Consider the following 14,696-nt stretch of genomic DNA (forward strand, 5'->3'; position numbering starts at 1 on the left):
TATCAAGTATCTTGATTATTGATGAATTCTACTTTTTCGAAGTGTTGAGGACGTCCGTTTTCTCCCGGAATAATGGTATAGTCGCAGCGATATTGAGTGAATAGATACTCGTGAGGCTTATGCGGAGCCGAAAATTCTTGTCCTTCAAAACAAATTTTACTGGTTGGGAAAATATTTTCGTAAGGTTGAGTATGCTTTGCTGTGATTCCGTATGTGTATACAAGTGATTCCGGTTTGGTTAGCCTGCAAATGAATCTGCATATCGATATTGCACTACGACTTAGGGGATATAAAACCAATGATACTGCATACTCATAAATATTCTTTAATGTATCTAAACGTTTCCTTTTTAATCTTCTGAATGCTCGTCCATAAGTGAAATCTAACATTTTCTTCATCCAAGGGTAGCTACGTTCTATCGGTACGATATCTATGAAAAAGCCTTTATAGGGATATCGTGACATATCCTCATCTTTCATATATACAATCGAGTTTTTGTCACGAACTTTGCTCATTAGCAATGAATATCCTTTCTCTTTCGTCGTCTGAAGATATAGATGCTCAGGTAGTTCTTTTTCGAGTATTTTGAGTAACTTCTTATAATCGTCACGCATCATTTCAATGTCTATGTCATCATCCCAAGGAATAAAACCATCGTGTACAACAGCTCCCAGTAAGGTTCCTCCGCTTAGCCAATAAGAAAGATTATGTCGCGTGCAGATGTCATCTACAACGACAAGAATCTCCAGCATCTTGAGTTGTAATAGCCTAAGTTGCGATCCATCGGGATTATATCTTTCGCGTAATTCTTGTGTTTGCGGATGCATTATTTATTCTTTAAATGTGAGACAAGACCTATTAATTTTCTGATGATAGGTGCTTTATATGATGCAAACCTAGGATTCAATATTCTGTTATATCGTTTTTGTGATAGGCATAGTACCAGCCATCTGCTCCATAGAAAAGCTGTAAAATCGGTCTGTGGAAATATGTTTAATTTTTTGTTCTGAATGCTTAGTTTATTAAACCACTTTTCAACGTCGTTAACCTTATCTACGGAAATCTCTTGTTTCGTTCCTAGATGATAAAGATTGAATGTTATGTTATGAGCATATAATTCGCTATCGTCAGGAGTAACTCCGAATCTTTCGAGTTGACGTTTATTTATCTCTTTTTTTGATCGAATTTGAGTCTCTGCATTAATTACAGATATATTTGAATTGTGCCAGCGATAAAGCAATAAGTCATCTTGAAGATTTGCAACTTCTCCAAGCAAAGCTATGCGGCACCATAATTCATAATCTTCGATGTGTTTGTATTGTTTGTCGTAGAGATTGCTCCTAAGTATATCGCGTCTAATCATCATACTCGGATGAATAAAAGGATTGGAAAACAGAAGATTGATTTGGAGAAATTGATTATCAGTCAGATTTCTGATTTTACCTGTTACTTTCCCACTGTTGTCAATCACAAGAGCATTTGTTCCACACATGATATGGTGAGGATGACTATCCATGAATTGGACTTGTTTTTCAATACGCTCAGAAGTCGAAATATCGTCAGCGTCCATACGTGCAATATATTCTCCTTTGGAAAGATTAATTCCTTTGTTCAGAGTATCGATTAGTCCGAGATTTTTCTCATTGTCAACAATTATTACACGATTATCTGCTATCTGTGAAAGTAGCTCCCGACTCCTGTCTGTTGAACCATCATTGATAATTATAAGCTCCCAATCCCTGAATGTTTGATTCAAGATACTATCAACCGCTTCGATTAAATATTTCTCGGCATTATAGACTGGCATTAAAATGGAAACTTTCGGCATACGAATCACTATTTTAGCTTTAGCAGATGTTTCACTAAGTTAATACAATCTTCCAGAACAGTGGAGCCTGCAAGCTTTGAAATTGCCAGATATAATACTGCGGATAGTAGCGTTTGTATTATTCCAAGCAAGTACATATTTATATCATTATAGAAATGACCTAGTAAAATTGCCGGAGCGAATGCTCCGATAGCTATACCTAGATAAGGTACAATATCAGAAATGATTTGTTTAAAGTTGTAGTTTATAAGAGTACCAACATAGGTGAGTTGAATGATGAAGAATAAGATATTCACTAATCCCATGGTAGCAACTAAAGCAAGAACCCCGTGACGAATGGCTATAAACATGGTTAGTATAATAACGATGTTTCGGGCCGTGTCAAATTTAAGAATATCTCCCGATCGTCCTAAAGCCTGCAATATAGGAGTATTCATTGTGTTGATACAAAAGAATATTGCTCCGATTGCTGCTATTTGTAAAATTGGAATAGCCTCAATAAATTCCTCGGTCAATACTGTCAGAACGATAGGCTTTGCCAGTATTATAAGTAATAAAGTGATAGGAAATCCGACGAAGGAACTCAGGCGAACCGCTTTGCGAAAAGCACGAGTGCGCCTCTCCGGATCATCATTGATGTGTGTAAACATTGGCAGTATAGCTGCTTTAATGCTATCGGCGATGATTACTTGGGTTATCGTATTAAATTTTGTTCCTTGGCTATATAAACCGGCTTGCCCCATCGAGTATTTACCTATGATCGTAGGTTGTATGTTAGATCCCAGTTGATTGATAATTCCGGTAATTGTCAGCTTCATACTAAAGGGTATTAGGGCCTTCAGGTGCGAAAAAGAGAAGAACATACTAGGTATCCATCGTATGAAAATCCATAGAAGAAGATTTCTGACAGCAAATTGCAAGACTAATTGTGTTGCCAGTGCCCATACCCCATATCCGTTATAAGCCATCCATATGGCAATTATGCCCGATATGATACTGGCTGTTAAGGAAATAATAGCATTGGTCTTGAAATTCATCTGACGGATGAGATGTATATTCTGTACTATGCCAAACGAATTAAGTAGAAATGCCAGAAATACGAACCGCGATAGGTTAATTAGCTCAGGATTATTATAAAATCTGCCAAGTGATGGGGCGGAAATGAAAAATAGTGTATAAATGCTGATGCTCGTGATTATATTGAAATAGAAAACCGAGGAGTATTCTTCTTGGCTGACATCTTTTTTTCGGATTAGCCCGATGGTAAATCCGCTATCTTGCAGAATAGTTGCTATAGCAGTGAAAATACCTAATACGGCTATAGTCCCGAATTCGTCTTTAGTCAGCTCTCGTGCCAAAAAGAAAAGCACAAGCATCTGAATGACTTGGAATCCTCCTTTGTCAATCAAGCTCCAGAATAGGGCTACACCGGTTTTTTGTTTCAACGAATCTGCCATGATTGGCAAAGGTAGCTATTTTCGTCGTATTTTTTCTTCAACAGAGCTGGTTTCTAGCGAGCTATGATTTTTAGTCTTTTGCCTTTAGAATTTTTATCCGCGAGGTAATTATTGCAATACATATTCCGAAGATTCCTATCAGTGCATATGAATAGCGTAGATTGCTTATGTGCGATATATATCCAATAATTGGTGGACCAATAAGAAATCCTGTGAAACTGATGCTTGATACGATAGTTAATGCCATCCCGGTTGCTATTTTAGTTTTTTTGCCGGCAATGCTGTATACTGTAGGTACAATGCTACAAGTACCAAAACCAATAATCATAAACGCAATGATTGTAATGGGGAGGGTAGGGAATGCAACAGTCAAGAAGAGTCCTGTTGCTATAAGTATCCCGCCGGCTTGAAGAATGCGTTGATTACCGAATCGCATAGCGGCTTTGTCAGCAAGAAAGCGTCCCGTAGCCATTGTTAGCATATATGCGGTCAGCCCTAATGGAGCAAGACTTTTTTCTGTTCCAACTACATCTTGAAGGTATAATCCACTCCAATCTGCCATTGCTCCTTCTGCTGCCATTCCGAAGAAAGCTACAGCTCCGAGTAGAAATAAAAAATTTTCAGGCTTTGCTCTTTTCGATTTCTTTTCCAGTTCTGATTTCTCTTTCCTTGTATCAGGCAGTAAGAATTTGAGATTCAGACTCACTAATATTGATAAAAGTACTGCAACAATAATGAAATGATATAGAGGAACGATGCGTAGATATGACATTAAAAGACCTATAGAAGAACCTACAAGGCCAGCTATGCTCCACCCTCCGTGGAAGGATGCCATTATCGGTTTGTCGTACATACTCTCGATATTGACGCCCTGCGTGTTGATAGATATATTACATAAATTGCCAAAAAAGCCAGATACAATCAAGCAGAGTATTAATGAGTATTCGCTAGATGAAATGCCGATTGTAACAAGAGAAATGATGTATCCAAAGATCGCTATAGGAAATATCTTGTTGCTGCCCAATTTAGATACCAATAATCCCGACAATGTCATGCCACAAATTTGTCCAATTGGCATCATCAATAAGATTGTGCCCCACGCTGCATCATCTAGTGATAGTGAATTTTTTATATCAGGAATGCGGCTTGCCCAACTCGAAAAACAGATTCCTTGAGTAAAGTAGAATATAAATATAGCAATGCGAATGCGTTGTAATTGTTCTTTCGTATATAGGATATCCATGAGTTTAATTTTGTGCTGCAAAAGTACTCATTTAAAACAAGAAAATAGAGAATGCTTTCTCTATTTTCTTGTGAACTGAACAACATCTACTCAGCTCTTTATATATAGGTTTGTGTAACCTGTTTTATTTGTTATTTCTGTATGCGATGAAGGTTTCCATATCCTTATCACCTCTTCCCGATAAGTTGAGAACAACTACATCGTCTTTGTCGAATTTTACACGACCTAGTACTCCAAGTGCGTGAGATGACTCGATAGCAGGAATGATACCTTCAAGATTTGTAAGTTCGAATGCAGCTTGCATAGCTTCGTCGTCAGTAATAGCTAATGTTTGTGCACGCTTCTGTTGATCGAGGAATGCATATAATGGACCTATTCCGGGATAATCAAGACCAGCTGATATTGAATACGGTTCAATTACCTCGTCGTTCTCGTCGAGCATGATCAGCGTCTTGCTGCCATGCAATACACCAACACGACCAGTCGTGATAGTAGCTGCCGACATACCTGTTTCAGCACCTTTACCTCCAGCTTCGGCAAAAATAATTTTTACACTTTCGTCTTCCAAAAAGTGGTATGTCGCTCCTGCAGCATTACTTCCGCCACCAAGGCAAGCAATGATATAATCAGGTGTTTCACGACCTTCTTGTTCTTTCAATTGTTTACGTATTTCTTCGCTGATTACAGATTGAAGGCGTGCAACCATATCGGGGTAAGGATGTGGTCCTACGGCAGATCCGATGATGTAAAATGTATCATCCGGATTGTTACACCAGTCTTCTAAAGCCTCGTTTACAGCATCTTTCAGAGTCATATTACCACTGGTAGCCGCTACAACTTTAGCTCCCAGCATTTCCATTTTTTGTACGTTTAGGAATTGTCTCTCCACATCAGTCTTCCCCATATAAACCACGCATTCAAGTCCTAGAAGCGCACAAACTGTCGCAGTAGCAACGCCATGTTGTCCGGCTCCGGTTTCAGCAATAATACGCTTTTTGCCCATTCTTTTGGCAATAAGTATCTGTCCTATTGCATTGTTTATTTTATGGGCTCCGGTATGATTTAGGTCTTCACGCTTCAAATAAATCTTGCATCCGTATTTTTCAGAAAGACGTTTTGCTAAGTAAAGTGGTGAAGGACGACCTACGTAGTTGCGTAGCAAATCGTCGAACTCAGCCTGAAATGATGGGTCTGCTAATATTTCGCCGTAAGCTTTTTGTAAATTTTCGATGTTGTTTTTTAATACATCAGGGATAAAAGCACCACCAAAATCCCCGTAAAATCCATTTTGATCAATTGCAAATTTTTTCATTGTTGTAATATTTTGATTTGTTTGTTTCTAAATAAAAAAGCCTATCGTGAGTAACGATAGGCTTTGTATTTTATTCATCATTTATTTGAGTAGATACATACCAATTTAGCTCACGGAATTTGAGTATTCTGAGAGCCACCACCAATATTTATTTACTGAGAATGATGTCATAGTTTCTTGTTTATATTTGCAAATATATGAATATTTTGAATTTAAGCCAATATTTGCGATTTAAATTCGTTAAAATTTCGAAGACTTGATATAAAACTATAATTTTACGACTGTTTAAAATTATCCAGAACTAAATATCATGAAAAAAGTTACCCTATCTATTTTATTTACTATCGTCGCTTTATCTGTTTTCTTTGCATCTTGCTCAGACAAGGCTACTATTGTTGAAAACAAGGCAGTGAAAGAACTCAAATTTAATGAAGATAAATCTTTTAAAATCATACAGTTTACCGATATACATTATATCCCTGGCAATGACTCATCAAAAGTAGCACTTGCGCTTTTGAGGGAAGCTATTGATGCCGAAAAACCGGATCTGGTTGTCATTACAGGTGACTTGATCTGGCGCGAACCTGCCAAGGTGTGCTTAGATAGCGTACTAGCTCCTATTGTTGAGCGTAATGTACCTTGGACGTATGTTTTAGGAAACCATGATTCGGAACGAGATATGACTCGTGATAGTATTATGATGTATGCTATGGAGAAACCTAACTGTTATGCTCAGATAGGACCTGATCAGTTAAATGGAATTGGCAACTATATTATCGAACTTAAAGGAAGTGAGACTGACAGTGTAAGGTCTGTCCTTTATTTCTTTGATTCAGGAGATTATGCAACACTCAAAAATCAATATACTTCGGATAAAGAAATCGGTGGCTATGGTTGGTTGTCTTTCGATCAGATTGCATGGTATCGCAATAATAGCAAAGAATATTATATCAAGAATGATAGTACCCTTGTACCATCTTTAGCATTTTTTCATATTCCTCTCCGTGAATACACAGTGATGGCTAAGTCGGGAAATATAGTTGGAACACGAAATGAGAATGAATGTCCAGCATTACTTAACTCAGGAATGTTTACCGCTATGCGCGAGTCGGGCGATATTATGGGAACTTTCGTAGGTCACGACCACGACAATGACTATATAGGTGTTTATCAGGATATAGCCTTGGCTTATGGACGCTATTCAGGTGGTAAAACTGTATATAACAATTTAGGACTTAACGGCTGCCGTGTGATTGAACTAACAGAAGGAGATCGTTCGTTTACTTCTTACATCCGATTGTTGGGTGGCGAAAAAATTCACGAAGTAAAATATCCCGATTCTTTCAAAGTAGAAGAAAATAAAGCTGAGGAAGAATAAGGCTTCAGCCTTATCCTTCCATTTCTTCGGCAGTTACTTCTTCGTAATGCTCTATAGCATCTTTCCAGATGCGAGGGATAGGCATTGATGCCTGAATGTCGGGATTGTAAGCAACAAATATACTTTTGGCACGGCATTTAATTTCATTGGTTACGACATTTCTAATTTGTTGTACGAATGTGCCGCTCTTGTTGCCTAGTTTTGATATTTTAGTATCAACAGCAATAGCTTCCTTGTAATATACCGGCGAGTAGAAATCTGTTTCGATGCGAGCCACTACAATTGCACCGTCGAACCATGTAAAATGCTGCGCTTTTATATTCTCGAAATAAGTAGTTTTACCTAAGTCGAAAAAACTGAAGAAAATATTATTGTTGATATGTCCCAATGAATCGATGTCATTGAATCGAATCTGAAGTGGAACTGTATGCTTGAATTTGATATGAGGAATATCCATTATGTTAGTTTTTTATCTGAAAATAATATCTTTAACTACAGGTAAGCCTGCCATTTGGTTGATTTTCTCTATAAGGACATCTTTGGCCATGATTAGTTCGGAGCGTAGAACCGATGAGCTGATGGAAATATGTAATATGCCGTTTCTCATGTAAATACTTGTCGTGTATGAACTGACTGCCTTTCCCATAAGCTTTGGCCAACCCGAAACAACTCTGCTCTCAGCCAATTTCTGTCTGAAAAATTGATTCTCGGAGAAAAACTCCTGTAAAACTTCGCCTAAACTTTCAGTATTTCTCTTTCTCATTTAGCCGGTCTTTTTTGTGTTACTTCACCTTTATCAACCTCATAGAGGTGATAGTTTGTTTGAGTATTTGATAGTATCTCGTCCAAATGTTCGCGGTTTGTGTCGGTTACGAAAATTTGGCCAAAATCATTATCCAATACTAAAGATATGATTTTTTCGACACGTGAAGCATCTAGTTTGTCAAAAATATCATCTAATAACATGATTGGAGTTGTAGATCCGACTTTTCGTAGAAAGTCGAATTGTGCAAATTTGAGAGCTACTACATATGTCTTATTTTGCCCTTGCGATCCAACCCTTTTGATGGCGTAGCCATCCATTTGCATCTCTAGATCATCTTTATGTACTCCGACCGAAGTATACCCCAGTATTTTATCTTTTGATCTTCTTTGTTGCAATATGTCTCTAAAATCACCTTTGCCAAAGTGTGATTCGTATGCAAGGCTGACTTCCTCGTTCGATGAACATATATGGTTGTAGAATTTCTGAAATGTAGGAATAAATTGCTCGATAAACGTTTTTCGTTTTTCGTATATAATTTGCCCTTCTGCAACAATCTGATCGTCCCAAAGGTCGAGTAAGGTATCGTCTATATACCCATCTGTTTTCAATAGTGCATTGCGTTGTTGAAGTGCTTTGTTATAGCTGATCAACGAGTTGAGATACTCCTTGTCAAATTGCGATAAGAACGTATCTATGAATTTACGACGTTCTTCACTACCTCCATTAATCAGCTCGGTATCGCTCGGGGAGATCATAATTACGGGTAATAATCCAATGTGATCTGATAAACGCTCGTATTCTTTTTTGTTGCGCTTGAATTGCTTTTTCTGACGACGGCGAAGACTGCAGAAGATTTCTTCGGGACGTTCGTCTAGCTTGTAGAATCCTTGGATAACGGCAAAATCGGCATCGTGTCTGATGTTTTGCGAATCGATAGGATTGCTGTAACTTTTGCAGAACGAAAGATAATAGATAGCATCCAGCAAGTTGGTCTTTCCCATTCCGTTGCTTCCTAAAAAGCAATTGATTTTTGGCGAAAGTGTTAACTCTGCTTGTTCAATATTTTTGTAATTGAGTATGGATAGCCGTTCTAATATCATAATCTATAAAATTGTATTACAAAAATACAATTTAAAGTCTTATGTCGACAAAATAACTAGTTATAATAGTTTAAAGCTATATCCTTGTTCTTTTAGCCACTCGATAGCCCTAGGTAGAGCATATTTCATGTTTCTCTCGGCTTTTATCGAGTCGTGAAAAACAATGACAGAACCATTACGAGTGTATCTCTTGACATTCTGTAGAACTTTATCAGGTGTTTGAATCTTACTGTAATCGCGTGTGACAACATCCCACATCACAACTTTATATTGACTCCTTAGCATATAAAACTGTGGCAAACGGATGTGTCCGTGAGGTGGCCTGAATAAGTCTGATTTGATATACTTGGTCGCTAATTCGACGTTCTCCAAGTAATTTTTCGTTTTCGTTTTCAGTCCTTGAAGATGGTTGAATGTATGGTTGCCAACATGGTGACCTCTATCTAATACCATTTGATAGATATCGGGATATTTGCGCACATTGTCTCCTACGCAGAAAAATGTTGCTTTGATATTGTATTGGTCTAGAAGGTCAAGTACCCAAGGTGTTATGTCGGGAATTGGTCCATCGTCGAAAGTCAGATATACTACTTTCTCTCCTTCTATTTCTTTTTTCCAGATAGCTCCTTTATAAAGGGCTCTGTACAGCAAAGGTGGCTGTTCTATTAGCATTGTGTAATATTTAGAAAGAAACAGGTTTTACAATTCTGAAACCTGTTTCTTATGCTACTTTAGTAAATTATTGTTGTCTGATATATTTTTGAAGAAGACTTTGATCGTATCTGTTCATTAGATCAAGCACTTTCGAAGCATATGCTTTGTATTGCTCTTGCGATGCTGAATCTGTGTCGATACGTTGTCCCATGGCTATCATATAATATATGTAGTCAAGCGGATGGCTACGATTATCGAATACGACACCATTCTTCATGAATGTTTCGATATAAGATAATACATGAGTCATCTCTTTGTCATATCTAACTTTGTCAAGGTCGCTTATTACATCCAATGATTTAACCATAGTTGTAACATGTTCTCTGATATCGACACTACTTTGAACCATGTTATTTTGATCAAGTCTAGCATACCATTGTAGCGTTCTGTCAGCACGAGAGTATATCTCGTTCAGAATACTATCTCCTTTTGCTTTTTGACCCAACTCGTAATATGCATTAGCAAATACCAGCGATTCTTGTCCTCTAGGAATTGTATTACCAGGAAGGACTTCCATGCATTTGTCTAGAGCTAATAACGCTTTATCATTCTGACCTTCTTCCATCAGAGCTGAGATCAGATAAGTGAATGTCAGACGGAATGTACGGCACAGACGCAAGTTGTTTTCGTCAAGATATACATTCGGATCGTTTGCATTTCCCCATTTGAATTTATTCATTACGTTATCGTACATCACTTTCGTATCTACACGATTTGCGTTCACCTCTCCCGGAGTAATTCTGTAAACAATACCATTCAGTATAAGATGATTATTGATGTTCAGTGGATAATCTCCAATAGTGAGAGCATAATAGATCGGACGTTTCCAATTATCTTTATTTATGCTGTTCAACATCTCCATGATCATAATTTCCTGACGATAGATACCGGCTCTGCCATTATCGAGGTCGATAACCATTTCGCTACGAGGCTCTACTCCAAGCGCTTTCCAATCAATAGCTGCGCTATCGATAGGCATTGAGAATTTACGAGAAGGAAGGACAACGCCCGAATTGATAAACGGATTGCGCGGCGCATAATTCTCGTTGTTTTTCAATATATTCAGAGCTTCATCAAGTGGCATTATGTTGCGGAATGCAGCGGTATCGAAATATTGCGCATAGTTTACATAACCTCCCCATCTGCGATCCGATTGATCAAGTTGAGATGTGATTACATCTTCCAGTTCTTTGCGCGATAACAAGTATGCCGAAGCTCCTCTGTCGCCCATATATTGTTTAGGTTCCCAATTGATCGGAAGCGGTTCTGAATCGTATGCCTGACGGCGCATTTGCTCTACATACCAATCAGTTTGCAGATAGCTCAGGTTACAAACTCGAACATCTGTACGATATCCTTCTACTTCCTGAGCGTACCATAGAGGGAATGTGTCATTATCTCCATTCGTAAACAGGATTGAATTAGGTTCGCAGCTATCCAGATAGTTATGAGCAAAATCGCGCATAGTGTAGCGATCAGAGCGATCGTGGTCATCCCAGTTTTGGCAAGCCATTTGCACCGGAACCAGCAATAATATAACTGATACAGCAACAGCTAATATCGTGTCTGCTCCTTTAATTTTCTTCGACAAGAAATTCCATATTGCCGCAACAGCAAGCCCGATCCATATACAATATGCATAGAACGATCCAGCATATGCATAGTCACGCTCGCGCGGTTCGAATGGTTGCTGATTCAGATATAGAATAATTGCAATACCCGTCATGAAGAACAGCATGAATGTAACTATGAATTGTTCTTCGCCTCGGCGTCCACGAGTAACCTGATATAATATACCGATGATACCAAGAAGGAAAGGAATTGCGTAATACACGTTGTGCCCTTTGTTTTCTGCCATATCTGGTGGAAGATTGTCTTGAGGACCATTACCAAGAAGTTCGTCTATAAATCCGATACCAGTGATCCAGTTTCCGTTGCTGATACCTCCAGTTCCTTGGATGTCATTCTGACGGCCAGAGAAGTTCCACATGAAGTAGCGGAAGTACATATAATTCAGCTGATAACGGAAGAAGAATTCCATGTTCTGGAAGAAAGTAGGTTTTACTTTTGTATCTGTAATCCCCCCCCAGATGCGATAACCGGTTAAGTGACGATCTACATTCGAATACATACGAGGGAACAACATTTCGTTGTCAAATTTGTATGATGGTATAGTAGATGCTACATAATAATGATCTTTATCTTCAGGGCTGTCTTTTACTATTTTGTCGTAGCTCTCTTTTTGGCTTGCAGGCTCTAAGGCACGGCCATTGCTGTCACGTAATACATCCGATACATAGGTACGTCCATAGAATAAAGGACGATCTCCATATTGCTCTCGATTCAGATAACTAGCCAGTGAGAATACATGTTCAGGCGAGTTCTGATCCATCGGCGTATTTGCAATCGAACGAATAGGAATCAATGCGAATGACGAGTATCCGATAAGTATAACTAGAAGGCAAAGTATTACAGTGTTAATACGTTGAGCATCCAATTTTTTATACATCACCGTACCTGCTATTAGTGCAGCTATTAGTACTATCCAAAGCAACACATTGTCACCAATAAGTACAGCGCCACTTAGCACAAGGCTAAGAGCCATTGCTATTTTTGCTTTCTTAAGAGTGCCTTTCTTAGCTATAGTTTCGTATAATCCCCAAGCTATTACGGCAAGTATTAAAACGATGTAGAAGAATACACCGCTATTGTATGATAGCCCGAATTGGTTTACAAATAACAATTCAAACCATCCTCCAACTTTAGTGAATCCCGGTATGATTCCATACATCAGTACGACGATTAGGAATCCCGAAGCGATTAATGCTAATAACGTGCCTTTTAGGTTCGGATTCGCAGCTTTTTTGTAGTAATAAACAAGTCCGATAGCAGGAATACAAAGTAGATTCAGCAAGTGGACTCCGATAGAAAGCCCCATTGCGTAGGCTATAAGTACCAACCATTTGTCGGATCCTGGTTGATCGGCACGATTTTCCCATTTGAGTATTAGCCAGAAAACCAGTGCAGTAAACATCGAAGAGTAGGCGTAAACTTCCCCTTCAACTGCTGAGAACCAAAATGTATCTGTAAATGTATATACCAATGCTCCAACTAGACCGCTACCCATGATAACGATAAGTTGAGCCAAAGTCATTTCTTTCGATTTATCTGTATAAACGAGCTTTCTGACAAGGAAAGTAATTGTCCAGAAAAGGAATAAGATTGTTGCAGCACTCAATAGAGCCGACATGGCATTGACCATGACAGCCACCTGTGAAGGATCGGATGCAAAATGAGTAAATAAGTTACCTGTTATCATGAAGAAAGGTGCACCCGGTGGGTGGCCAACTTCTAGCTTGTAAGCTGATGAAATGAACTCTCCACAGTCCCAGAAACTGGCTGTAGGTTCGATGGTTAACAGATAAACAGTTGCAGCTATCAGAAAGCTAAACCAGCCACAAATATTGTTTATAAGATTGTATTTCTTCATAAGATTATTTTCGTAAGCCGACAGGCTATTGCATAATTATAATTATCAGGCTGCAAATATAGTTAAAAAGAAAGATAAAGTATTAATGTATTGTGTTTTTATGACAATTTCAGTTCTTTTAGGAATCCATATACGACGATAATTTGATATGCTTTTTGACGTTTTATGTTAGTCGGGTTTGAAGTGTAATTGACTAATATTTGGCCCTGAAATGTTATATCTGTGAAAAAGAAAGGGCAATTTTGATATTCGAATAAAGAAATGCTATTTTTGCTGTATAAAGATTTGAAAAATGAAGATTCTTTTAGTCGGAGAATATAGTCGTTTGCATCTGACCCTTGCTGAGGGTTTGCGCACTTTTGGACACGAAGTGGTTGTGGCATCTAATGGTGATGGTTTTAAGGACTTCGAGCGTGATATTGATTTAACACGTAAAAGTTCGGGGCTCGTCGATACGTTTTCTTCTGTATTCGATTTCTCGCGTAAAATATCGAAGATGCGAGGTTTTGATGTTGTTCAGCTAATTAATCCAAATTTTACAACACTAAACGTGAATTTTAACGAAAAGTTCTTCCACAGATTAAAGAAAAATAACAAGAAAATAATACTAGGCGCTTTCGGTGATGATAGCTATTGGGTAAGAGCTTGCATGGATAATAAAATATTCAAATACTCTGAATTCTGGATAGATGGTAAGCCCACTAACTTGAAGTGCAACGAAATATTGAAAGCTACATGGATAGACTCGCCAGCCGAAAGGGCTAATCGTATGATGGCTGAAGAATCGGATGGGATTGCAGCTTGTCTTTATGAATACTATAAGGCATATAAACCTTATTATGAAGATAAATTAGAGTATCTACCTTTGCCGATTAATGTTGATAAGATTGCTTTCGACCCAATTGAGGTTGAGCCGCATAAAGTAAACTTTTTTATAGGTATTAATAAAGACCGTAGCGAATTGAAGGGTACCGATATTATGGAAAGAGCTTTGAATGCGATTGCAAATAAATATCCTGATCAGGTTAATGTGATACGTGCTGAATCATTGAGCTATTCGGAATATCAGCGAGCTATGGATAAAGCCCATGTTGTTTTGGATCAATTGTATTCGCATTCACCTGCAGTAAATGCTTTGCAGGCAATGGCTAAAGGTAAAGTCGTTGTCAGTGGTGGCGAGCCAGAGATATATGATCTGTTGGGCGAAGATGAAAATTTTCCGATTATAAACGTTTTTCCTACATACGAAGGCGTGTTCGAGCAGTTAGAATGGCTGGTACTGAATAAGTCAAAGCTTCCTCGATTGTCAGTCAATAGCAGGGTGTTTGTCGAAGAACATCACGATTACCGAAAAATAGCAAAGCAGTACCTAAATTTCTGGGACGAAATTTGATACTGCTTTATGTAT

12 protein-coding genes are annotated in these 14,696 nt (G+C 38.3%); 2 read left to right on the forward strand and 10 right to left on the reverse strand.

The annotated features are described in order from the left end of the window. Window positions 1–2: 2 nt before the first annotated feature. The 5 genes from C1A06_RS07340 to trpB form a co-directional block, all read right to left on the reverse strand. Complete coding sequence (locus C1A06_RS07340; protein ID WP_101689597.1) at window positions 3–827, reverse strand: LicD family protein; 825 nt, start codon at window positions 825–827, stop codon at window positions 3–5. After that, entirely contained in the window at window positions 827–1,828 is a 1,002-nt protein-coding gene (locus tag C1A06_RS07345) for a glycosyltransferase family 2 protein (protein ID WP_101689598.1), read from the reverse strand. Before C1A06_RS07345 ends, C1A06_RS07340 begins: the two co-directional genes overlap by 1 nt. A gap of 8 nt (window positions 1,829–1,836) precedes the next feature. Next, window positions 1,837–3,285: a lipopolysaccharide biosynthesis protein gene (locus tag C1A06_RS07350; protein WP_101689599.1), complete on the reverse strand. Its 1,449-nt coding sequence runs from the start codon at window positions 3,283–3,285 to the stop codon at window positions 1,837–1,839. 70 nt (window positions 3,286–3,355) lie between these two features. Then, window positions 3,356–4,528: an MFS transporter gene (locus C1A06_RS07355; protein ID WP_101689600.1), complete on the reverse strand. Its 1,173-nt coding sequence runs from the start codon at window positions 4,526–4,528 to the stop codon at window positions 3,356–3,358. A gap of 124 nt (window positions 4,529–4,652) precedes the next feature. Beyond that, complete coding sequence (gene trpB, locus C1A06_RS07360; RefSeq protein ID WP_101689601.1) at window positions 4,653–5,840, reverse strand: tryptophan synthase subunit beta; 1,188 nt, start codon at window positions 5,838–5,840, stop codon at window positions 4,653–4,655. Between the two features lie 310 nt (window positions 5,841–6,150). On the opposite strand from trpB, the gene C1A06_RS07365 reads away from it, so the two are divergent. Further along, the gene (locus tag C1A06_RS07365; RefSeq protein ID WP_101689602.1) at window positions 6,151–7,218 is read left to right on the forward strand and encodes a metallophosphoesterase family protein; all 1,068 of its coding nucleotides are present in this window, start codon (window positions 6,151–6,153) and stop codon (window positions 7,216–7,218) included. Window positions 7,219–7,228: 10 nt separating this feature from the next. Here C1A06_RS07365 and C1A06_RS07370 read toward each other — a convergent pair whose 3' ends face one another. The 5 genes from C1A06_RS07370 to C1A06_RS07390 form a co-directional block, all read right to left on the reverse strand. Then, window positions 7,229–7,675, reverse strand: a complete 447-nt coding sequence (locus tag C1A06_RS07370; RefSeq protein ID WP_101689603.1) for an acyl-CoA thioesterase — start codon at window positions 7,673–7,675, stop codon at window positions 7,229–7,231. A 12-nt stretch (window positions 7,676–7,687) separates the two neighbouring features. Beyond that, window positions 7,688–7,981 carry a DciA family protein gene (locus tag C1A06_RS07375; RefSeq protein WP_101689604.1) on the reverse strand — a complete coding sequence of 98 codons (294 nt, stop codon included), beginning with the start codon at window positions 7,979–7,981 and terminating at the stop codon, window positions 7,688–7,690. Further along, window positions 7,978–9,084 carry a DNA replication/repair protein RecF gene (recF, locus tag C1A06_RS07380; protein ID WP_101689605.1) on the reverse strand — a complete coding sequence of 369 codons (1,107 nt, stop codon included), beginning with the start codon at window positions 9,082–9,084 and terminating at the stop codon, window positions 7,978–7,980. Before recF ends, C1A06_RS07375 begins: the two co-directional genes overlap by 4 nt. A 60-nt stretch (window positions 9,085–9,144) precedes the next feature. Beyond that, complete coding sequence (locus C1A06_RS07385; RefSeq protein ID WP_101689606.1) at window positions 9,145–9,756, reverse strand: polysaccharide deacetylase family protein; 612 nt, start codon at window positions 9,754–9,756, stop codon at window positions 9,145–9,147. Window positions 9,757–9,823: 67 nt separating this feature from the next. Further along, window positions 9,824–13,288, reverse strand: coding sequence for a glycosyltransferase family 117 protein (locus C1A06_RS07390; protein WP_101689607.1), 3,465 nt, complete (start codon window positions 13,286–13,288; stop codon window positions 9,824–9,826). 292 nt (window positions 13,289–13,580) lie between these two features. Here C1A06_RS07390 and C1A06_RS07395 point away from each other — a divergent pair, with 292 nt between their 5' ends. Next, window positions 13,581–14,681 carry a glycosyltransferase family protein gene (locus C1A06_RS07395; protein WP_101689608.1) on the forward strand — a complete coding sequence of 367 codons (1,101 nt, stop codon included), beginning with the start codon at window positions 13,581–13,583 and terminating at the stop codon, window positions 14,679–14,681. The last annotated feature ends 15 nt before the right edge of the window (window positions 14,682–14,696 follow it).

Origin of the sequence: Dysgonomonas massiliensis, from assembly GCF_900240225.1 — a bacterium.
In the GTDB taxonomy this organism is placed as follows: domain Bacteria; phylum Bacteroidota; class Bacteroidia; order Bacteroidales; family Dysgonomonadaceae; genus Dysgonomonas; species Dysgonomonas massiliensis.